Origin of the sequence: Paractinoplanes rhizophilus, assembly GCF_042664765.1 — a bacterium.
Taxonomy (GTDB): Bacteria; Actinomycetota; Actinomycetes; order Mycobacteriales; family Micromonosporaceae; genus Actinoplanes; species Actinoplanes rhizophilus.
Window position 1 is genome coordinate 227743 of sequence record NZ_JBHTBJ010000008.1, and the last position, 21091, is coordinate 248833.

The window sequence follows — 21091 nt, forward strand, 5'->3', positions numbered from 1 at the left end:
GAGGAATGACCCGGTGGTTTTCAAGAAGATGATGCGCGCCTTCGGCGTCGGCGGCCCGTCCGTCGACACCGTGCTCGCCAACCCGAACACTCGTCCCGGCCTGACCCTGGACGGCCAGGTCCGGATTCTCGGCGGCGACCACGACGCCGCGATCGAGCAGGTGGTCCTCGGCCTGGTCACCCGGGTCGAGCACGAGCACGGCGACGGCTTCGTCGAGTTCCACCGGGTCCCGGTCGCCGGCGGGTTCCAGCTGGGTGCGGGCGAGCAGCGCGACCTGCCGTTCGCCTTTCCAGTGCCGTGGGAGACCCCGATCACGGATGTCTACGGCCGGCGCCTGCACGGCATGACCATGGGGCTGCGCACCGAGCTGGCCCTGGCCAAGGCGGTCGACAAGGGCGACCTGGACGAGGTGGCGGTGCACCCGCTGCCCGCCCAGGAGCGGATCCTGGACGCCTTCGCCGAGCTGGGCTTCCGCTTCGCCCGGGCCGACCTCGAACACGGCGGCATCCACGGCGTCGGCCAGCAGCTGCCGTTCTACCAGGAGATCGAGTTCCACCCCGCACCCCAGTTCGCCGGCGGGATCAACGAGGTCGAGGTCACTTTCGTCGCCGACCCGGAGGGCGTCGAGGTGATCCTCGAGTTCGACAAGCGAGGCGGTTTCCTGGCGCCCGGCCACGATGCTTACGGTCGTTTCCGCGTCTCCCACGCCGAGGCCGAAACCACGGACTGGACGTCGGTCGTGGAGTCCTGGGTTCGCGAGGCGTCGGGCCGTTATCAGGGGTTGCGCGGCGCGGGCGGCTTCGGCGGGCCCGCCTACTCGGGCGGGCACGGCTCCCACGGCTATGGCCACCACGGGCATTTCCGCCAGGGGCCCGGCGCGGGCGCGATGGCCGCCGGCATCGCCGGCGGCGTTCTGGGCGGCATGGTCCTGGGCGAGGTAGCCGAGGAGATCTTCGAGGACGACGGCGGCGACTTCGACTTCGGGGAGTAGGCCGCCCCTCCCGACGGCGTCTCGCGTTGCGCACGCTGAGAAGGGGCCGGCGTCGCGCGCGGGACGCCGTCGGGCTCCCCCGAGCATGACCCGCACCTGCCGCTTCGTGGCTTCGTTTCCGGTCCCGATCCCGATCCCGATCCCGGTCCCGGTCCCGGCGTCAGCTGACGCTGGCCGTGGCCAGCTTGATGCCGAAGCCGACGAACAGCGCGCCCACGCCCGCCGTGACGCCGGCCGCGAGTTTGCGGCGGCGCCGGAACTGGCCGGCCAGGAACTTCCCGCCGAAGATCAGCGCTGTCAGGTAAAGCGAGCTGAACAGCTGCACCACCGCGCCGAGCACCAGGAACGAAAGCGCCGGGTGCGCATATCCCGGCTCCACGAACTGGATGAAGAACGACACGAAGAACAGAATCGCCTTGGGGTTGAGCAGGCTGATCAGGGCCGCCCGCCGGAACGGATGCCGCAGGTCGCCCGGCGCGTCCGTCGCCCGCGTCGGGCCGCCGGCCCCCGGCGCGCCGGCCCCGGGTGCGACGGCCTCGGGTGCGACGGCCTCGGGTGCGACGGCCTCGGGTGCGACGGCCGCGGGTGCACCGGTCATGTCGCCGGCGTGGCCCGCGGCCGGCTCGGTCCGCGTTCGTAGCTTGCGCCAGGCGCCCCGGGCGATGTTGAAGCCGATCCAGAACAGGTAGGCGGCACCCGCGTACTTGATGACCAGGAACAGCGGCGGATAGGTCCGCAGCAGCGAGGCCACCCCGGCCGCCGACAGCGTCATCAGCACGGTGTCGCCGAGGAACACCCCGGCCGCCGCCTGGTAGCCGGCCCGCACCCCGCGGCGGGCGCCGACGGACAGCACGAAGATCGAGTTTGGCCCCGGCAGCAGGATGATCGCCACCGTGCCCAGCACGTAGGTCCAGAAATCGGTGATGCCCAGCACGACGTCGACCCTATGCCTTGGCCAGGGTGGCCGATCCACCCGCGGCCAGGCGTTCCCGCAAGCGATCGGCGGCGGTCGGCCACTCCTCGATCGTCATGGCGAACAGCATCGTGTCGCGCCACGTGCCGTCGGGCCGGAGCCGCTGCCGGCGGATCACGCCGTCCCGGGTCGCGCCCAGCCGCGCGATGGCGCGCTGGGACCGCTCGTTGCGGATGTCCGTGTACCAGAACACCTTTTCCGCGCCGAGCGTCTGGAAGGCGTGCTCCAGCAGCATCAGCTTGGCCTCGGTGTTCACCCCGGTGCGCCACCAGCGCCGGCCGATCACGGTGTGCCCGATGCCGAGCGAGCGGTTGACCGGGTCGATGTCGTGATAGCTGGTGAGGCCGATCACCGTGCCGGTGCTGGGCTCGACCTGCGCCCACGGAAGCTGGACGCCACTCCACTGGCGACGGTGCAGGTCGGCCACGTGGGCGGCCATCTCGTCGCGGGTGCGCGGCTGGAGTGTCGGCAGATAGCGCCAGACCTCTTCGTCGGCGAGCGCCTCGACCAGCCCGTCGGCGTGACCGGGGGCGAGTGGCTCCAGCCGGACGTGCCGGCCCTCGAGCGTCACCGGCCTGACCCATGGCGATCCGCCGCTCGGCAGGTAGGAGGGCGGCGCGACGGTGACACCGGCATCGGGCTCGGGCGGCCCGAAGACCCGGCTCACCGGCAGGATGCCGGCCCACTGCGGGAGGGAGCGGTCTTCCGGCTCGTCGATGACCCCGCCCGCGCGGGATCGCACCGAGACCTCCTCGAGCGGCAGCGCCAGCACCGCGGTCTCGGCCAGCTCCTTCCGGTTGGGCGGGCGGGTGTCGGCGGCGCGCCCCGCGCCCACCTTGTCGGCGAGCGTGCTCATCACGGCGAGCTTGGTCTCGGGATCGCTGACCGGGCGAGCCATGCCGTGCACGACGACGGACCGATAGTTGGCGCTATGGTGCGCCTGGCTCCTCGCGTACACGATGGCGTCGAGAAGCGTGACACTCACGCAGACCCGGACCCCCTCGCCTCGCGCCGAAAGGCCGAGGCGGCCGCCCGACGAGCCGTGCAGATAGAGAGTGTCGCCGAGGCGGACGTGCAGCGTGGGCAGCACTCGGGGCTCGCCGTCGACGACGAAGCCGACGGCACAGTCATACGCCTCGTCGAGGATGGCGTGTGCGGCCTCGCGGTCATAGGCCATGCGGTCGCGGTAGCGGGTGGCGGTCGTGCGCTCCGTCTGGGTGAAGAGGTCGGACATCCCGGCTCCCTGGTTGCGATCTCGCCTGTACTAGTACAGAATCAGTCCTGTGTCAGCACAGTATCAGGTCGTCGGCGACAGCGCCGCCGAGATTTCGGCCAGCATCGAGTCGGGCGTTCTCCGCGGCGATTTCGTCTGGGGCGCCCGGCTCCCACCGATCCGCGCGCTCGCCGGTGAGCTCAGCGTCAGCCCCGCCACTGTGGCAAAGGCCTATCAGGAGCTGCGACGACGCGGCGTGATCGAGGCCGACGGGCGCAAGGGCACCCGGGTTCGCTCCCGCCCGCCGATCGCCGGCGAGCGCACGGCGACGCGCCTCCCGGTGCCCGAGGGTGTGCTCGATCTCTCCTCCGGCGAGCCCGACGTCCGCGTCCTGCCGCCGCTCGGCCCCGCCCTTCGCCGCATCTCCGACGACGAGGGCCTGCCGCAGGGCTACGCGTCCGCGATCGCGATGCCCGAGCTGATCGACATCGCGCGCCCGCGCCTCGCCGCCGACGGAGTCCCGATGGAAAACGCCGCGATCGCCGCCACCTCGGGCACGCTCGACGCGATCGAGCGCCTGCTCACCGCCCATCTGCGGCCGGGCGACGCGGTCGCGGTGGAGGATCCCGGCTGGGCCAATCTGCTCGACCTGCTGGCCGCGCTCGACCTGCGCGCCCTCCCGGTCACGATCGACCAGCAGGGTCCCGATCCCGACTCGCTCGCCGCCGCTCTCCATTCCGGCGCCCGCGCCTTCGTCGTGACCGTGCGCGCGCAAAATCCGACCGGCGCTGCCCTCTCCGCCGTCCGCGCGGCCCAGCTCCGCGAGGTCCTCTCCGGCCACCGAGGGGTTTTGCTGATCGAGGACGATCATGCCGCCGAGCTGGCCGCGGTGCCGTTGCACTGCCTCGGCCCGGTGACCGACGCGTGGGCGTTCATCCGCTCCGCCTCCAAGCCCTTCGGCCCCGACCTGCGCATCGCCGTGGTCGCCGGTGACGAGACCACGATCGCCCGCGTGGTCGGCCGCATGCGCCTCGGCACCGGCTGGGTCTCCACGGTCCTGCAGCGCCTACTCGTCTGCCTTTGGCTGGATGAGGAGGTGACGTCGCTGGTGCGGCGTGCGGCCGCCGGCTACGCCCGGCGCCGCGAGGCGCTGCGTGACGCGCTCCAGGAGCGCGGGCTTGCGGTCGAGGGAGCGACAGGCATCAATGCATGGGTACGCGTTCCCGACGAGACCCGCGCGATCGGCCTGCTCCGCGACGCGGGTTACGCCGTCGCGCCCGGTTCGCTGTTCCGCATCAACACCCCGCCCGGCGTGCGCATCACGGTCAGCCCGCTCGACGAGTCCGGCATCCCCGCCCTGGCCGACGCCGTGGCGACCGCCGCCGCCGCGCCGCGCCTGACCGCGCCGTCGCGATGATCGGTCCACCGGGTGTGCCCGCTGTGCGTGGGTCGTGCCCGTTCGGGTAAAACGGTGGGATGCCAAGGACCGAGGCGCCGGTCGGCGCGCAGGAGTGGGTGCCGGATCAGCCGCGGAGCATCGACGAGCTCAAGTCGGCCGCCGCCGGCTGCGAGGGCTGCGAGCTGTACGAGAACGCCACGCAGACCGTCTTCGGCCGCGGCGCCGAGCACGCTCGCATCGTGTTCGTCGGCGAGCAGCCCGGCGACGTGGAGGATCAGCGCGGCCTGCCGTTCGTCGGCCCGGCCGGGCGCCTGCTGCGCGAGGCGGTCGACGACGCCGGCATCGACCCGGCCGACCTCTACATCACCAACGCGGTCAAGCATTTCCGCTTCGAGCTGCGCGGCAAACGACGTATCCACCAGACGCCCGGCCCCGCGCACATCGTGGCCTGCCGCCCCTGGATCGTCGCCGAGTTCTCGCTGCTCAAGCCCGAGCTGGTGGTGCTGCTCGGCGCGACCGCCGGCAAGGCGCTGCTGGGCCCGTCGTTCCGGGTCACCCAGCAGCGCGGCAAGCTGCTGCCGTGGCCGGCCTCGGCCCAGCACCCGGAGGACTTCCCGGTCGCCGAGATCCAGGCGATGGCCACGATCCACCCGTCCGCGGTGTTGCGCGCCGACGACCGCGACACGGCGTACCGCGGTCTCGTCGACGACCTGAAGGTCGCCGCTGCGGCCGTGTCCTGACCACCGCCGGGCGTGCCCGTTGCGCCCGGATGCCGCTGGGGCGTGCCCCGTCGCGCCCGGAGGCCGCCGGAGCGGTCGCTGAGTAGGCTCGTGGGGTGCGGTTGACGGATTTCTGGGCGCGGCTCGACGAGGCTTTCGGCGCCACCTATGCACGGAGCATCGCGGCCGACCATTCTTTCGCGGGCCTCGGTGACCGGACGATCGATCAGGCAATTGCGGACGGTATTGACACCGCTACTATCTGGCGAGCCGTGGTGGCCAGTTACCCCGATCGAGTGCCATCCCGCCTGCGCTGACTCATTTTTCGTACGCTTGTTCTGGCGTGTCGCTTCGATCTAGTACAGGTGTTCGGCTATTGTCCACAGCGGCCCGTTGTCCACAGCTCACGGCAGGGCGGCAGATTTTTGTCATACCCTCCGCCTACCTTGTAGCACGTGGTGAACAGAGGCTCATCGGCGAAGACGCCTGCGAAATCGAGTACAGGGGTGGCGGACATGGTGGCAGGACCTGACCGAGACAAGGCGCTCGATCTGGCGTTGGCACAGATTGACAAGCAGTTCGGCAAGGGCTCGGTGATGCGGCTCGGGGAGCGGCCGGTGGTGGAGACCGCCATCATCCCCACGGGCTCCATCGCGCTCGATGTGGCGCTCGGCGTCGGCGGTCTGCCGCGCGGCCGGGTCATCGAGGTCTACGGGCCGGAGTCCAGCGGCAAGACGACGGTGGCCCTGCACGCGGTGGCCAACGCCCAGCGCAACGGCGGCATCGCCGCGTTCATCGACGCCGAGCACGCGCTCGACCCGGAGTATGCGAAGGCGCTCGGCGTCGACACCGACGCCCTGCTCGTCTCGCAGCCCGACACGGGTGAGCAGGCGCTCGAGATCGCCGACATGCTGATCCGCTCCGGCGCGCTCGACATCATCGTGATCGACTCGGTGGCCGCGCTCGTGCCGCGCGCCGAGATCGAGGGCGAGATGGGTGACAGCCACGTCGGCCTCCAGGCCCGCCTGATGAGCCAGGCGCTCCGCAAGATCACCGGTATTCTCAACAACTCCGGCACCACCGCGATCTTCATCAACCAGCTCCGCGAAAAGATCGGCGTCATGTTCGGCTCGCCCGAGACGACGACCGGTGGCCGCGCGCTGAAGTTCTACGCCTCCGTCCGGCTCGACGTGCGCCGCATCGAGAGCCTCAAGGACGGCACCGACGTGGTCGGCAACCGCACCCGCGTCAAGGTCGTGAAAAACAAGGTGGCGGCTCCGTTCAAGCAGGCCGAGTTCGACATCATGTATGGCAAGGGCATCTCGCGCGAGGGCTCGCTCATCGACGTCGGCGTCGAGCAGAGCATCATCCGCAAGTCCGGCGCCTGGTACACCTACGACGGCGACCAGCTCGGCCAGGGCAAGGAGAAGGCGCGGGAGTTCCTCAAGGAGAACCCCGACGTCGCCGCCGAGATCGAGAAGAAGATCCTCGAGAAGCTCGGCGTGGGCCAGACCACCGGCGATGCGGCCGGCGGGCCCGAGCTCCCGCCGGTCGACTTCTGATCGAGGTCAAGCCGATGCCCGGACGGCGCGGCGCACGGTCGGGGCGAGGGTGGGACGCACTCCCACCCCGTTCGCCGCGCCATCCCTCCGATGAGCACCCGCCCGGCGAGGACCCCGGCGGCGGGGCGGAACGCGGCAACGTTCCCGCCCACCGCCGGCGTTCCTCGCCGGGCGGCTACCCACGCGGTGCGCGGGAGGACCGCAGCGAGTGGGGCGGCCCCGGTGAGCCGAACGGCCGCGGTGGGCGGGACAGCCGCGGTGGGCGGGAGGGCGCCGCGCAGCCGGCGCAGAGCGAGGCCGAGCGGGCCCGGGAGATCTGTCTGCGGCAGCTTGCCGTCCGGCCGCGCACGCGGTCCGAGCTGGCCAAGGCGCTGACCCGCAAAGAGATCTCCGCCGAGGTGATCGCCGAGGTCCTCGACCGCTACGACGAGGTCGGGATCATCGACGACGCGGCGTTCGCGCGGGCGTGGGTCTCCAGCCGGCACCACGGGCGTGGGCTGGCCCGCCGGGCGCTGGCCAACGAGCTTCGGCAACGCGGGGTGGACGCCGAGGTGGCGAGCGAGGCCCTCGAGACCCTCGACGACGAGGACGAGGCCGCGACGGCCCGCGCGCTCGTGGATCGCAAGCTGCGCACCGCGCACGGCACACCCGAGGCGGTGTTCCGGCGCTTGGTGAGCATGCTCGCTCGCAAGGGCTATCCGGCAGGGGTGGCGATCCACGCGGTCAAGGACGCGCTCGCGGCCCGCGACGCCGAGGCGGCCGAGTTCGCCGACCAGATCGACGCCGACGCCATGGCCGACGAGAGCAACGAGCCCGGCTGAGCGGCGGCCGCGCCCGAGGGGGCGGCGTGCCCGGCGGGGCCGCGGACCCGGGTGAGCGGCGGCCGAGTAAAGATCGACATTCGCCACTGGCTGCTAGCGTGAGTTGGCGTGACCGAGGACTCGCGGAATTACGTGCGGGGCTACGGTTCCTTCCCGGAGGGTTCCGAGCCGACCGAGCAGGTCGCCGCGCGCGTCGCGGCCGGCGACCCGTCGGCCGACCAGCCTGCTTCGCCGTCGTTCCCCCACCCCAGCATCCCCATCCAGCATCCGGCACCGTCCACCGCGCGGCCCGCCAACCCCTGGAGCGCCCCGCCACGCGACCACCACGCGCCGCCGCCCGAGATCCAAGCGCCGCCGCGCGACCCCCACGCCCTGCCGCGCGACATCCACGCGTCGCCGCGCGACCCCCACGCCCTGCCGCGCGACATCCACGCCCTGTCGCGCGACATCCAAGCGCCGCCGGGCGACCTGCACGCGCCGCCGCCCGAGCCGGAAGACGTCGCCCCGGCCCCGCATCCGGTGGACACCTATTCCATGTCGGCGGGCGTCGCCGAGCGCCCGACCCGTCCTGACAGCCCGCCCGGCCCGTATTTCGCGCCGAGAAGCCCCGCCCCCGCCCCAGCCGGCGACCCGTCCGCCGACCAGTCCGACCCGTGGACCACCAACCCCGCCCAGGCCGACAGCAGATGGGCGAGCGATCCCGCCGAGACCGACGGCCGCTGGGCGAGCAATCCCGCCGAGGCCGACGGCCACTGGGTGAGCGATCCCGCCGACGCCGACGGCCAGTGGGCGAGCAATCCCGCCGAGGCCGACGGCCAGTGGGTGAGCGACCCCGCCGAGGCCGACGGCCAGTGGGTGAGCGACCCCGCCGAGACCGACAGCCGATGGGTGAGCAATCCCGCGGCCGACCCCGCACAGGCCGACATCACGCCGGTGAGCGACCCGTCCACAACGCCTGACCACGACCTGGACGCCTGGGATCCGCAGGCCATCGACCCGGCGCCGAGCGGCCCGCCCCCCATCCCATCAACCGATCCCGCCTACGACCCGTGGGATCCGTACGCGCCCCCACCCCCCAACATCGAGGCCCGCCCGGAAAGCGACGCCCTCTACCCAGCCCTCTCCAACTCCGGTCTCTACACACCCGCGGTGAACCGGGCCGAACCCTACGGCCTCCCCGCCACCCCCGCACCCCGCATCGAGCCCACCCCACCCCCGCCCCGCCCCACGCGTCTCCTGACCGGCCTGCTGATCGGCCTCCTGGCGGGTCTCCTTCTCTTCGGCGTCGCCGGTGTCCTGGTCGGCCGCGCCACCGCCGCCCAGCCCGAACCGGCCAAGACCGCCGAGAAGGCCAAGACCTCCGAGAAGGCCAAGACCTCCGAACCGGCCAAGACCTCCGAACTGGACAAGACCGCCGGATCGCCCAAGACCGGCGCGCCCGCCCAGGGCCTCTTCGAACAGACCCAGGCGTCCCTCAACCGCCCCAAGTTCGCGACCAACGGCCTCCTGCCTCTGGCCCAGCCCTGGCTTCCGTACCTCTCCACCTGCGCCCGCGGCACCCCCAACGCCGACGACGGCGAATCGGCCCGGATCCGCTGCACGGTGAGCGGCATGAGCATCGTCTTCGTGCAGTACAAGACCACTGTGGACCGCGACAAGGCCCGCGCCGGCCTCAAGAAGCAGGCCGACGGCGCCCGCACCCTCACGCCGGGCGCGAAGACCAGCGGCAACTACGTTGAGTATGCGTACCCGTTGACCGAGGGTGGCGTCACGCGCACGGTCGCCGGGATCTGGTGGGAGGACCCGCGAGCGCCCGCCGCCGCCCACCTTCTCGCCTACTGGAAAGATGGGCTGGGCGAGAGCTGGGAGCCGATGCGCGATCTCTGGTCCCGGTACGCCTGAAATGCCCGCCAACTTCGTGAGCTGCGCGTAAGCGGGTCTGTGCCCTAAGTCCCATCCCGGACCAAATCATGGATCCTTGACCGAAGTGGCACTCGCGACCTAGCCTCGCGTTACACAAGGTTTGTTCGACCATCGCATGCAACACGCACAACATAGATCGCATTACATTACGGCATCACTTGTGATCCCCACCGTCACCGAACGAAGGGTCACAACTGGAGAACTGGTTACCGAGGCGTGCCATGACAGGGCACGTCGCGGTTCGGCACAGCCTGCGTTCAGCCAGCCTTGGTCGGGCATCCGCAGACTGCCTGTGCGCGCTACCGCGTGCCAGGCGGCGCGGCGCGCAACAGCGCGTGGCGCGGCGAAGGGAGACGCGGCGAGATGACCGCCCTGGACTGGGTGCTGGTGGTGGCTGTCGTCGTCCTCGGCGCCCTGGTGGTGGCCGGTTTGATGCTCGGGGCGCGGGCTCTGCGCCAGCTGCGCAGCGACCGCGCCGACGCCCAGGACCGCGAGGACCAGGCCGTCGGCGCCGCCCAGGCCAAGGTCGCCGACGCGAACGCCAAGGCCGCTTCCGTACGCGCCGAGGTCGCCGCCGCCAAGGCCGAGGCCACCGCCGCCCGCGCCGAGGCCCGCCGGGTCCTCGAGGACGCGCACAGCGAGGCCGACACCATCCTGGAGCGCGCCCACCGCCAGGCCGAGGCCGACGCCGAGCAGGTCCGCTCCGCCGCCCGCCGCTCCGGCGAGCGCGAGGTCGCCCTGCTCAACGCGACCGCCAAGGAGCAGGCCGCCGAGGTGGAGCGCCGCGCCGCCCGGATCGACGAGCGTGAGCGGCTGCACGCCGAGGAGGTCGAGCGGCTGGTCGAGCGGGAGCGCCGGCTGGCCGCCCAGGATGCCGATCTGAGCTCCCGCGAGAACGCTCTCACCGTTCGCGAGTCCGAACTGGCCGACGCCGAGCGGCAGAAGCGCCGCGAGCTGGAGCGGATAGCCAAGCTGACCGCCGAGGCGGCCCGCGTCGAGCTGGTCGAGAACATCGAGGCCCAGGCCAAGCGCGAGGCCGCGATCATGGTGCGGGACATCGAGAACGAGGCGAAGAGCACCGCCGACACCCGGGCCCGCCGCATCGTGGTGGACGCCATCCAGCGGATCGCCAGCGAGCAGACCGCGGAGAGCGTGGTCAGCGTCCTGCACCTGCCCAGCGACGAGATGAAGGGCCGGATCATCGGCCGCGAGGGCCGCAACATCCGCGCGTTCGAGTCGGTCACCGGCGTCAACCTGATCATCGACGACACCCCGGAGGCGGTGCTGCTCTCCTGTTTCGATCCGGTCCGGCGCGAGGTCGGCCGGCTGACGCTGGAGAAGCTGGTCCTCGACGGCCGCATCCACCCGCATCGCATCGAGGAGGTCTACGACAGCGCCAAGAACGAGGTGGAGGTGCTCTGCGACCGGGCCGCCGAGGAGGCGCTGGTCGACGTCGGGATCACCGACATCCACCCCGAGCTGGCCAAGCTGCTCGGCCGGCTGCGGTACCGCACCAGCTACGGGCAGAACGTCCTGAAGCATCTCGTCGAGACCGCGCACATCGCCGGGATCATGGCGGCCGAGCTGGGCCTGGACGTCCCGTCGATGAAGCGGGCGGCCTTCCTGCACGACATCGGCAAGGCGCTCACCCATGAGGTCGAGGGCAGCCACGCGCTGATCGGCGCCGACCTGGCCCGCAAGTACGGTGAGTCGGAGGATGTCGTGCACGCCATCGAGGCGCACCACAACGAGGTGCCCCCGCAGACCATCGAAGCGGTGCTCACCCAGGCGGCCGACGCGTGCTCCGGCGGCCGCCCGGGCGCCCGGCGGGAGAGCCTCGAGGCGTACGTGAAGCGGTTGGAACGCATCGAGGAGATCGCCGCCGGCAAGGTGGGCGTCGAGAAGGTCTTCGCGATGCAGGCCGGGCGCGAGATCCGGGTCATGGTGCGGCCCGAGGACATCGACGACATCGGCGCCGCTGTCCTCGCCCGCGACGTCGCGAAGCAGATCGAGGAAGAGCTCACCTACCCGGGCCAGATCCGCGTCACGGTCGTCCGCGAGTCCCGGGTGACCGAGCTGGCCCGCTAAAAGGCTTCAAACCGTTACACGTAGGGGTAAAGCACGCCCTTCCGATCACGCGCCGGCGCCGACTTCTCCGCCCGCACCGGCCAGTACGGTCGGGCCGGTGGTCGTGCGTCGTGGCGCCTTGCCGCTGCGCCGCGTCCGCCGGCCGAGCCAGCCCGCCGTCGCGGTCAGCGCCGAGTTGATCACGATGTAGATGATCGCGGCCACGATCGCGGCCTGCACCACGTTGCCGAAGTTGGCCGCCACGTTGTTGACGCCCAGCTGGAGCAGCTCGTTGTAGGAGATGATGTAGCCCAGGGCGGTGTCCTTCACCAGCACCACGAGCTGGCTGACGATCACCGGTAGCATCGCGCGGGCCGCCTGCGGGATGAGGATCTGGCCCATCACCTGCGACTTGCGCATGCCGATCGCGTACGCCGCCTCGCTCTGCCCGATGGGCACCGCCCGGACGCCGGCCCGGAAAGCCTCGGCCAGCACCGACCCGTTGTAGAGGGTCAGCGCGATCACGACCGCCCAGAAGTTGGACATCGGCTTCTCGGTCACGAACGGGATGCCGAAGAAGATGAAGAACATCAGAAGCAGCAGCGGCACGGCCCGGAAGAACTCGACCACCACGCCGGACGGGAACCGCAGCCACCAGTGGTCGGAGAGCCGGCCCACCGCGAAGATCACGCCGAACGCCAGCGACAGCACCATCGCCACCGCCGCCGCGGCCAGGGTGTTCTTGAGGCCGGGCAGGATGTAGTCGGTCCAGGTGCTCGCTTTCGTGAACGGCTTCCACAGCACCGCCGCCCACTGGCCCTTGTCGTCGAACTTCGAGTAGACCCAGTACAGCAGCGCGATCAGCAGCACGCCGAAGGCGACCGTGAGGATCCGGTTGCGGGCGCGGGCGCGCGGCCCGGGGTAGTCGTACAGGACGGCGTCGGTGCTCATCGCTTCACCGCCAGTCGGTTGGCCAGCCAGCCGAAGCCGTAGCCGGTGGGAATGAGGACCACGGCGAAGGTGCCGGCGAAGACGAAGAAGATCGTGAAGACCGCGTTGCCGTTGGCGTTGATCAGATCCTTCATGGCGTTCGACGACTCCATGAGGCCGATCGTCCCGACGATCGTCGCGTTCTTGGCCAGGGCGATGAAGATGCTGCCCAGCGGCGCGATCACGGCCCGGCCGGCCTGCGGCAGCACGATCATCGTGAGGGTCTGCCGGAAGGACATGCCGATCGCCCGGGCGGCCTCGGCCTGCCCCGCCGGCACCGTGTTGATGCCGGAGCGGATCGCCTCGCAGACGAACGCCGCGGTGTACACCGACAGGCCGACCACGCCGAGCCAGTAGTTGTTCAGCTCGAGGTTGTCCGAGGTGGTGAAGCCCAGCACGGAGAACAGGCCGAAGTAGCAGAAGAAGACGATCAGCGTGAGCGGGGTGTTGCGGAAGATGTTCACCCAGGCCGTGCCGAAGCCGCGCAGCACCGGCACCGGCGACACCCGCATCGCCGCCAGCACGGTGCCCAGCACCAGCGCGCCGGCCGAGGAGGCCAGCGTGAGCTTCAGGATCCAGAGGAACCCGGTCACATAGACGTCGCGATTGGCCGGATCGGAGAAAACGTCCATCGTCACCTCAAAAAGGGAGGGGCCGGATGAACCCGGCCCCGCCGCCAATTAACCTCAGGAACAGTTGGTGAGCTTGGAGGTGTCCAGCTCGGGCGCGGGCGTGCCGCTCTTGCCGAGCGTGTCGTCCCAGGCCTTCTTGTACGACCCGTCCGTCGCGGCCGCCTTGAGAATCTCGTTGATCTTGTTGCAGCCCTCGGTGTCGTCCTTCTTGACGCCGATGCCGTACGGCTCGGTGCTGAACGGCTTGCCGACCACCTTGAACTTGCCCGCGTACTGCTCCTGCGCGGCGTACCCGGCAAGGATGATGTCGTCGGTGGTGACCGCGTCGACCTGACCGCCGGCCAGCGCCGTCACGCACTTGGAGTACGAGTCGAACTGCTGGAGCTGGGCCTGCTTGTAGTCCGTCTGGATCTTCTTGGCCGGGGTCGAGCCGCTCACCGAGCAGACCTTCTTGCCGGCCAGCGCCTCCGGCCCGGCGATCGTCGAGCTCACCGGCACCAGCAGGTCCTGCCCGGCCACGTAGTACGGCCCGGCGAAGTTGACCTTCTGCTTGCGCTCGTCGTTGATCGTGTAGGTCGCCACCACGACGTCGACCTGGCCCTGCTGGATGTAGGCCTCACGGTTGGCCGACACGGTCGTCTTCCACGTGATGCCGCTCTCCGGCACGCCCAGGCCCTTGGCGATGATCTTCGAGATCTCGATGTCGAAGCCGGTGTAGGTGCTGCCGGTCTGCAGGCCGAGGCCGGGCTGGTCGGCCTTGACGCCGAAGGTCAGCTTGCCGCCGGACGCCTTGCCGACGATGCCCGAGCCGCCGCCGCTGCTGCCGCTTCCGCCCGCGTTGTCGGAGTCGTCCCCGCCGCACGCGGCCGCGGCAAAGAGCATGGTCATTGCGCCGAACGTCGCGGCCAATCGGGTGATGCGCATCATTACGCTCCTCGAAATAGTTGCTTGCATATGTGCGAAGAGTGTTCGCACGGTCAATGCGTAAGGATTTTGGAGAGAAAGTCCTTGGCCCTGTCGCTTTTCGGACTCGCGAAGAACTCCGTGGGCGGCGCCTCTTCCACGAGTTGGCCGTCGGCCATGAAGACCACCCGGTTGGCGGCGTGCCGCGCGAATCCCATCTCGTGCGTGACCACCACCATCGTCATGCCCTCGCGCGCCAGCGAGGTCATCACTTCGAGCACCTCGCCGACCATCTCGGGGTCGAGCGCGCTGGTCGGCTCGTCGAAGAGCATCGCCTTGGGCTGCATCGCGAGGGCCCGGGCGATCGCCACCCGCTGTTGCTGACCGCCGGAGAGCTGGGCCGGGTATTTTTCCGCCTGGTTGCCGATGCCGACCCGATCGAGCAGCGTCATCGCCCGCTCGCGGACCTCGGCGGGCTTCTCCCGGCGCACCTTGACCGGGCCGAGCATGACGTTCTGCAGGATCGTTTTGTGCGCGAAGAGGTTGAACGACTGGAACACCATGCCGACCTCGCTGCGCAGCCGCGCGAGCGCCCGGCCCTCCTCGGGCAGTGGCCGGCCGTCGAAGACGATCGTGCCGGAGCTGATCGGCTCGAGCCGGTTGATCGCGCGGCACAGGGTGGACTTGCCGGAGCCGGACGGCCCGATCACCACGACGACCTCGCCGCGTGCGACGGAAAGATTCACATCGTCGAGCACGTGCAGCGGGCCGAACCATTTGTTGACGTTCTCGAGGACGATGAGAGCATCGTCGGACACTGTGAGACCACCGTCCGTTCGTTGCGGATCACCCGGATGGGCCAACTCTAAGTGGACCGTAGTATCGGTTCGCCACGAGAACGGTCACGGAGCGGTAACTTAACGAGGGAAGTCATGTTCGGTATGGCGGACGGGGATCCGGCCTCCGGCCTGTGGAACTGGGCGCTGGGAAATCGAATTGACCCGGATCGAGTTCGCGGTGCGCTGGCCGGCACGCTGGACCGCAGCGTCGTTCCGCTGGGTGACCACGGTGCCATTCTCTGCGATGTCTACCACGTCGGCGGCGATTTTCCCACGCTTGTCGACGTCTTCCTCGCGCCCGCCGGCGTCGCCGAGGCAACGGCCGCGAGCGCCGTCTCGGTCCGGCTGGGCGAGGCCGTTCTGCTCCCGGACGACACGCTCGATCCCACCCGGTACGTCTTGGCCGAGCCGGACGGGACGCTCCGGCTGGTGCACGTCGACGAGATCGAGACGGACGACGGCACCGAGCGCCGCAACGTGCGCCCGTGCACCGGCCACGACCCGGGCTGCGGCGGCGCCGGGCCGGGCGGCAAGCAGTACCCTGGTCAATTGCCATGACTACCGAAACGCAGGGCGCCCCCCGCACCTACGACGTGCGTACCTACGGCTGCCAGATGAACGTGCACGACAGCGAACGCATCTCCGGTCTGATGGAGGACGCGGGCTACGTGCGTGCCGCGGATCCGGACGCGGCGGACGTCGTGGTTTTCAACACCTGCGCCGTACGGGAGAACGCCGACAACCGCCTCTACGGCAACCTGGGCCACCTGCGCCCCACCAAGCTCAAGCACCCCGGCATGCAGATCGCCGTCGGCGGCTGCCTCGCCCAGAAGGACCGCGGCGACATCGTCAAGAAGGCGCCCTGGGTCGACGTCGTCTTCGGCACCCACAACATCGGGTCGCTGCCGGCGCTGCTCGAGCGCGCCCGGCACAACGAGGAGGCCGAGGTCGAGATCCTCGAGTCGCTCGAGGTGTTCCCCTCGACCCTGCCGACCAAGCGCGAGTCGACGTACGCCGGCTGGGTCTCGATCTCGGTCGGCTGCAACAACACCTGCACCTTCTGCATCGTGCCCAGCCTGCGCGGCAAGGAGAAGGACCGCCGCCCCGGCGAGATCCTGGCCGAGGTCGAGGCGCTGGTGGCCGAGGGCGTCCTCGAGGTCACCCTGCTCGGGCAGAACGTGAACTCCTACGGCGTCGAGTTCGGCGACCGGCTCGCCTTCGGCAAGCTGCTGCGCGCCACCGGCGAGATCGAGGGCCTGGAACGCGTACGATTCACCAGCCCGCACCCCAAGGACTTCACCGACGATGTGATCGCCGCGATGGCCGAGACGCCGAACGTCTGCCACTCGCTGCACATGCCGCTGCAGTCCGGCTCCGACCGCGTGCTCAAGGCCATGCGCCGCAGCTACCGCCAGGAGAAATACCTCGGGATCATCGACAAGGTCCGGGCCGCCATGCCGGACGCGGCCATCACCACCGACATCATCGTCGGCTTCCCCGGCGAGACCGAGGAGGACTTCGAGCAGACCCTCGAGGTCGTCCGCCGGGCCCGCTTCTCCAGCGCCTTCACCTTCCAGTACTCGATCCGCCCCGGCACCCCCGCCGCCACCATGGCCGACCAGGTGCCCAAGGCCGTCGTCCAGGACCGCTACAACCGCCTGATCGCCGAGCTCGAAGAGAGCACCTGGGCGGAGAACAAAAAGCTGGTGGGCGAGAAGGTCGAGGTCCTGGTCGCCGTCGGCGAGGGACGCAAGGACGAGCGTACGGGCCGGCTCAGCGGCCGCGCCCGCGACGGCCGTCTGGTGCACTTCGCGACCGGCGACCTGACCCCGCGCCCCGGCGACATCGTCGAGACCGTCGTGACGTACGCGGCCCCCCACCACCTGAACGCGGACGGTTCCCCGCTGTCGCACCGCCGCACCCGCGCCGGCGACGCCTTCGAGGCCGGCCGCACCCCACGCCTCAAGGGCGTCTCGCTGGGCCTGCCCACGGTCGGCGTCCCCGCCCCGTTGCCCGCCGCCACCGACGGTTGCGCCCTCTGACTCCTGTGGACGGCCCGCGTTCTCGTCAGCTCGCGGCGATCGACGGTCGCGCCCTCTGACCCTGTGGATCGCCCGCGTTTTATGTCAGACCCCGGTGCTTCGATCGTCCCCACCCAACACAGGGTGGGGGTGGCTCGGGAGACCACCGTAAGCCGGAAATTTCGCGTTGATTCGCAGATGGCGTAGCAGAGCGGCGGTCGCCGGCGGGTCTGGCGGCTCCCCGTGCACCGCCAGCACGATCCGGCGCGAGCTTCCCGGCAGCAGCGCCGTGCGCACCCGTTCGTCCCGGTGGGCCGACAGCGCCAGCGCCGGCAGCGTGGTCACCCCCAGTCCGGCCGCCACCAGGCGCTGCACCGCCACGTAGTCGTCGGTCTCGTACCGGATGTCCGGCACGAAGCCCTCGGCCGCGGCGGCCCGCAGCAGCTGCGCGCGGCACCGCTCGCAGCCGCCGATCCACGGCCGGTCCCGGTGGTCGGCGAGCCGGTCGCCGGCCCACTCCGGCGGCGCCACCAGATACAGCGGGTCCTCCATGAGCACCTCGTACCGGAGCCCGTCCCACTCAGGGGCGGCAAGGTGCGTGAACAGCAGCGCCGCCTCGACCTCGCCGCTGCGCAGAAGGCCTACCGCCGAAGGTGGCTCGGCCTCCCGGAAGCGCAAGTCGATCCCCGGATGGGCGGCGGCGAAGCCGGCCGCCGCGAGCGGCACGAAAGTGCCGAGAGCCGACGGAAAGGCCGCGAGCCGCACCCGCCCGCTGCGCAGCCCGTTGTACGCCGCCAGCTCCTCCTCGGCCGCGTCCAGCCGCCCCAGGATCTCCTCGGCCCGCGCCGCGAGCACCCACCCGGCCTCGGTCAGCCGGATGCCGCGCCCGGCCCGCTGGGTCAACCGGCTGCCGGTCTCGGCCTCCAGCCGCGCCAGGTGATGGCTCACCGAAGGCTGCGAGTAGTGCAGCGCGCGTGCGGCGGCCGTGACCGTCCCGTGCTTGGCGACCGCGGCCAGCACCCGCAAGCGAACGACGTCCAACATCGCCCGAACCTATCAGCGCGGTTGATAGGTTCCTACGGACATTGTCATTGGACTTATGCTTCGCTCGCGCCGGATCATCGGTGCATGGAGCTGACGATTGACGATGTGTACGCGGCGCGGGACGTGGTCCGCCGCCATCTGCCGCCCACTCCGATGTGGTCCTACCCGGTGCTCGACGCCGCCACCGGCGCTACGGTCCACGTCAAGCACGAGAACACTCAGCCGGTGGGCGCCTTCAAGGTCCGCGGCGGCCTCAATCTCCGCGCCGCGATCGGGGACGGCGCCACGGTCACGTACTCCACCGGCAACCACGCCCAATCCATGGCGTACGCGTTCGGCGAGCGCTGCACCGTCGTCATGCCCGCCGGCACCACCCCGTCGAAGGTGGCCGCGGTCGAGGCCTGGGGCGCCGGCGTGGTCCTGACCGGCGCGAGCCTGGCCGACGCCGAGGAGACCGCCGCCAAGATCGCCGCCGAGACCGGCGCCCGCCTGGTCAGCCCGGGCGACACTCCCGAACTGGTGGCCGGCGTCGGCACCCTCTACCTGGAGATCCTCGAGTCGCGCCCCGACCTGGACGCCATCGTCGTCCCGATCGGCAGCGGCTCCGGCGCGGCCGCCGCCATCGTCGTGGCTCGCGCCCTCGCCCCGGACTGCGAAATCATCGGCGTCCAGTCCTCGGCCTCGCCGGCCGCCCACGACGCCTGGCGCACCGGCGTCCCGCAGACCCGGCCCAACAAGACCCGCGCCGAAGGGCTCGCCACCGGCCGCTCGTTCACCCTGCCGCAGCGGATCCTGCGCGACTCGCTGAGCGACTTCCTCCTGATCAGCGACGACCAGATCGCCGAGGCGCAGCGCCTTATGGCCACCGCCGCGCACACGCTGGCCGAGGGCGCCGGCGCCGCGCCGCTGGCCGCCGTCCTCGCCCACCGCGATCGCTTCGCGGGCCGGGAGATCGCCATCGTCTGCACCGGCGCCAACGCGTCCGGCCCGGAACTGGCGTCCCTCGCCGGCCGTTAGACGTGTATCACCGCGACCCGCTGGGCCTTCGGCCGGTCGGGCTCATCGACAAGCCGGCTCAGGTCGTCGGGATCGCTGGTCAGCAGCACCACCGGCCGGGCCGCCGCCAACGCCGTGGCCGCGACCATCGCGTCGATGGCGCAGCGGTGCCCCGACATCCCGGCGGAGCCAAGGAGCTCTCCGGCGCGCCGGCCAAGTTCCGCGCTCACCGGCTGGACCGTGATGCGGGACAGGATCCGATGCAGGGGCGCGTCGCGGGGGCCGCCGCGGAGCACCTCGGTGAGGGTCACCGCGCTGACGATCACCCGGGCGCCGCGTTCGCCCGCCGTCGCCAGGAAGGCCCGGGCCCGTTGCTCGCCCCGCGCGAGTTTGACCAGACCTTCGCTGTTCAGCACGAGGGTGCCGCCGGCCCCTGCTAGGCGTCGGGCCACGACGTCCGTGCCTCGTGCAACGCCTCATCCGGCAGCGGGCCGTGGTCGGCCTCCAGCGCCGCCGCCAACTCGTCGAGCAGATCGAGCTCGAGTTGGCGGGCGACGGCCTCGGTCACGTATTGGCTGAACTCACCGCGACCGACGCGTTGCTGGACCGCGGCGGTCAGGTCCTCGGGCATCGAAACGCTGACCTTGCGGGCCTTGCCGACCAGCCGCAGCCGCCGGTCGGGATCATCCGGCGAGCCGGCCAGGAACTGTTCCATGGCGGCCCGGATCGCCGGTGACGGCAGTAGCGGTTCTGCGCTCACCCAACCATGCTACCGCCGGTAGTAAGATTTAGCTGGCCTGCTCGGCGAGCGCGAGGAACTGCTTCTTCGACGAGAGCGCCTGCTCCGCCTCCCGGATGCGCCGGGCGTCGCCGGCCGCCTGGGCGCGGGCCAGCTTCTCCTCGGCCTCGGCCACCTGCTCGCGCATCTGCTGCAGCAGCGGGTTGTCCTGCGGGGTGGTCTTGCGCCACGCCGAGTCCATCGCCACGCGGATGCGCTCCTCGGCCGCGCGCCAGCGCCGGTCGAGGGACGCCGCGTTCTCGCGGGGGACGCGGCCGGCGTCGTGCCAGGCGGCCTGGGCGTCGCGCAGCTTGTTCTGCGCGGCGCGCGGGTCGGCGTCGACGTCGAGGGCCTCCAGCTCGGCCAGGATGGCCTGCTTCTTGTCGAGGTTGCCCTTGTATTCGGCGTCGCGGGCCGAGAAGACCTCGCTGCGGCGGGTGAAGAAGCTGTCCTGCGCGGCCCGGAACCTCTCCCAGAGGCGCTGCTCGGCCTCCTTGGCGGCGCGGGGCGCGGCCTTCCACTCGGTCATCAGCTCCTTGAGGCGGTTGGCGGTGCTCGACCACTCGGTCGAGTCGGCCAGGCTTTCCGCCTCCTTCACCAGCTCTTCCTTGGCCGACTGCGCCTGCTTGCGCTGGCCGTCCAGGGTGGCGAAGTGCGCGCCGCGGCGGCGGGTGAAGCCGTCCCGGGCGGCGGCGAAGCGCTTCCACAGCTCGCCGTCCGTCTTCTTGTCGACGCCGCGGATCGTCTTCCACTCGTCGAGGATCTCCTTGAGGCGGTCGCCGGCCGACTTCCAGCCGGTCGCCTCGGCGGCGATCTTCTCCGCCTCCTCGACCAGGGCGGTCTTGCGGGCGAGGGCCTCGCCGCGGGCCGCCTCGCGGGCGGCGCGGGCCTCGCCGGCCTTCTCGTCGGCGATGCCGGCCAGCTTGTCGAGCCGGGTCGCGAGCCCGTCGATGTCGCCGACGGCATGCGCCTCGTCGAGCTGGGTGCGCAGCCTTTTCACGCTGGCCAGGGAATGCGACGCGTCGGCCGCGCCGGACTTGAGTCGTGCCTCGACCAGGTCGACCTCGGTGACCAGGTCGGCGAATCGGCGGGCGAAGTGGGCCAGACCCTCTTCGGGCGTGCCGGCCTGCCACGAGCCGACCACGCGGTCGCCCTCCGCGGTCTTCACGTACACGGTGCCGTCGGCATCCACGCGCCCGAAGGCCGTCCAGTCGTTCATA

General features: G+C 70.9%; 21 protein-coding genes. 11 read left to right on the plus strand and 10 right to left on the minus strand.

The annotated features are described in order from the left end of the window. The first annotated feature begins 13 nt into the window (after positions 1-13). Positions 14-991: a sporulation protein gene (locus tag ACFQS1_RS14780; protein ID WP_378968130.1), complete on the plus strand. Its 978-nt coding sequence runs from the start codon at positions 14-16 to the stop codon at positions 989-991. Between the two features lie 160 nt (positions 992-1151). Here the strand turns inward: ACFQS1_RS14780 and ACFQS1_RS14785 are convergent, their stop codons facing one another. Continuing rightward, positions 1152-1925, minus strand: coding sequence for a leucine efflux protein (locus ACFQS1_RS14785; RefSeq protein ID WP_378968132.1), 774 nt, complete (start codon positions 1923-1925; stop codon positions 1152-1154). 10 nt (positions 1926-1935) lie between these two features. Continuing rightward, a complete protein-coding gene (locus ACFQS1_RS14790; RefSeq protein ID WP_378968134.1) occupies positions 1936-3198 on the minus strand; it encodes a bifunctional pyridoxamine 5'-phosphate oxidase family protein/GNAT family N-acetyltransferase in 1263 nt (420 codons plus the stop codon). A gap of 49 nt (positions 3199-3247) precedes the next feature. Here ACFQS1_RS14790 and ACFQS1_RS14795 point away from each other — a divergent pair, with 49 nt between their 5' ends. The 7 genes from ACFQS1_RS14795 to rny all read left to right on the plus strand — a co-directional run bounded on the left by ACFQS1_RS14795 (position 3248) and on the right by rny (position 11689). Further along, positions 3248-4594 (plus strand): aminotransferase class I/II-fold pyridoxal phosphate-dependent enzyme, encoded by a 1347-nt coding sequence (locus ACFQS1_RS14795; protein WP_378968136.1) that lies wholly within the window; start codon positions 3248-3250, stop codon positions 4592-4594. 59 nt (positions 4595-4653) lie between these two features. Beyond that, positions 4654-5316: a UdgX family uracil-DNA binding protein gene (locus tag ACFQS1_RS14800; RefSeq protein WP_378968138.1), complete on the plus strand. Its 663-nt coding sequence runs from the start codon at positions 4654-4656 to the stop codon at positions 5314-5316. Positions 5317-5411: 95 nt separating this feature from the next. Further along, positions 5412-5612 carry a DUF3046 domain-containing protein gene (locus tag ACFQS1_RS14805; RefSeq protein WP_378968140.1) on the plus strand — a complete coding sequence of 67 codons (201 nt, stop codon included), beginning with the start codon at positions 5412-5414 and terminating at the stop codon, positions 5610-5612. A 198-nt stretch (positions 5613-5810) separates the two neighbouring features. Then, positions 5811-6857 carry a recombinase RecA gene (recA, locus tag ACFQS1_RS14810; RefSeq protein WP_203377732.1) on the plus strand — a complete coding sequence of 349 codons (1047 nt, stop codon included), beginning with the start codon at positions 5811-5813 and terminating at the stop codon, positions 6855-6857. A 14-nt stretch (positions 6858-6871) separates the two neighbouring features. Beyond that, entirely contained in the window at positions 6872-7678 is an 807-nt protein-coding gene (locus ACFQS1_RS14815; protein ID WP_378968142.1) for a regulatory protein RecX, read from the plus strand. A 108-nt stretch (positions 7679-7786) separates the two neighbouring features. Continuing rightward, complete coding sequence (locus ACFQS1_RS14820; protein ID WP_378968144.1) at positions 7787-9580, plus strand: hypothetical protein; 1794 nt, start codon at positions 7787-7789, stop codon at positions 9578-9580. A 384-nt stretch (positions 9581-9964) separates the two neighbouring features. Beyond that, positions 9965-11689 (plus strand): ribonuclease Y, encoded by a 1725-nt coding sequence (gene rny, locus ACFQS1_RS14825; RefSeq protein ID WP_378968146.1) that lies wholly within the window; start codon positions 9965-9967, stop codon positions 11687-11689. Positions 11690-11734: 45 nt separating this feature from the next. On the opposite strand, the gene ACFQS1_RS14830 is transcribed toward rny, so the two are convergent. The 4 genes from ACFQS1_RS14830 to ACFQS1_RS14845 are packed head-to-tail and all read right to left on the minus strand — an operon-like array spanning position 11735 to position 15011. Next, complete coding sequence (locus tag ACFQS1_RS14830; RefSeq protein WP_378968148.1) at positions 11735-12619, minus strand: amino acid ABC transporter permease; 885 nt, start codon at positions 12617-12619, stop codon at positions 11735-11737. Continuing rightward, positions 12616-13290 carry an amino acid ABC transporter permease gene (locus ACFQS1_RS14835; RefSeq protein ID WP_378968216.1) on the minus strand — a complete coding sequence of 225 codons (675 nt, stop codon included), beginning with the start codon at positions 13288-13290 and terminating at the stop codon, positions 12616-12618. The genes ACFQS1_RS14830 and ACFQS1_RS14835 overlap by 4 nt, the downstream gene beginning before the upstream one ends. A 54-nt stretch (positions 13291-13344) precedes the next feature. Continuing rightward, positions 13345-14214 carry a glutamate ABC transporter substrate-binding protein gene (locus ACFQS1_RS14840; RefSeq protein WP_378968150.1) on the minus strand — a complete coding sequence of 290 codons (870 nt, stop codon included), beginning with the start codon at positions 14212-14214 and terminating at the stop codon, positions 13345-13347. Positions 14215-14267: 53 nt separating this feature from the next. Beyond that, on the minus strand, positions 14268-15011 hold the full coding sequence (locus ACFQS1_RS14845; protein WP_378968152.1) for an amino acid ABC transporter ATP-binding protein: 744 nt from the start codon (positions 15009-15011) through the stop codon (positions 14268-14270). A 114-nt stretch (positions 15012-15125) separates the two neighbouring features. Here ACFQS1_RS14845 and ACFQS1_RS14850 point away from each other — a divergent pair, with 114 nt between their 5' ends. Together ACFQS1_RS14850 and miaB are read left to right on the plus strand one after the other, a co-directional pair. Then, positions 15126-15590 carry a hypothetical protein gene (locus ACFQS1_RS14850; protein WP_378968154.1) on the plus strand — a complete coding sequence of 155 codons (465 nt, stop codon included), beginning with the start codon at positions 15126-15128 and terminating at the stop codon, positions 15588-15590. After that, positions 15587-17074 carry a tRNA (N6-isopentenyl adenosine(37)-C2)-methylthiotransferase MiaB gene (miaB, locus tag ACFQS1_RS14855; RefSeq protein ID WP_378968156.1) on the plus strand — a complete coding sequence of 496 codons (1488 nt, stop codon included), beginning with the start codon at positions 15587-15589 and terminating at the stop codon, positions 17072-17074. The genes ACFQS1_RS14850 and miaB overlap by 4 nt, the downstream gene beginning before the upstream one ends. Before the next feature lie 84 nt (positions 17075-17158). On the opposite strand, the gene ACFQS1_RS14860 is transcribed toward miaB, so the two are convergent. Further along, positions 17159-18097, minus strand: coding sequence for a LysR family transcriptional regulator (locus ACFQS1_RS14860; RefSeq protein WP_378968158.1), 939 nt, complete (start codon positions 18095-18097; stop codon positions 17159-17161). An 84-nt stretch (positions 18098-18181) separates the two neighbouring features. Between ACFQS1_RS14860 and ACFQS1_RS14865 the strand changes: the two genes are divergently transcribed. Continuing rightward, positions 18182-19114 carry a threonine ammonia-lyase gene (locus tag ACFQS1_RS14865; protein ID WP_378968160.1) on the plus strand — a complete coding sequence of 311 codons (933 nt, stop codon included), beginning with the start codon at positions 18182-18184 and terminating at the stop codon, positions 19112-19114. On the opposite strand, the gene ACFQS1_RS14870 is transcribed toward ACFQS1_RS14865, so the two are convergent. From ACFQS1_RS14870 to ACFQS1_RS14880, 3 genes are read right to left on the minus strand one after another with little or no spacing between them, the layout of a single operon-like run. Next, complete coding sequence (locus tag ACFQS1_RS14870) at positions 19111-19545, minus strand: PIN domain-containing protein (RefSeq protein WP_378968162.1); 435 nt, start codon at positions 19543-19545, stop codon at positions 19111-19113. The genes ACFQS1_RS14865 and ACFQS1_RS14870 overlap by 4 nt on opposite strands. Then, complete coding sequence (locus ACFQS1_RS14875; protein ID WP_378968164.1) at positions 19530-19853, minus strand: hypothetical protein; 324 nt, start codon at positions 19851-19853, stop codon at positions 19530-19532. The genes ACFQS1_RS14870 and ACFQS1_RS14875 overlap by 16 nt, the downstream gene beginning before the upstream one ends. A gap of 28 nt (positions 19854-19881) precedes the next feature. Then, complete coding sequence (locus tag ACFQS1_RS14880) at positions 19882-21090, minus strand: DUF349 domain-containing protein (RefSeq protein WP_378968166.1); 1209 nt, start codon at positions 21088-21090, stop codon at positions 19882-19884. Between the last annotated feature and the right edge of the window lies 1 nt (position 21091).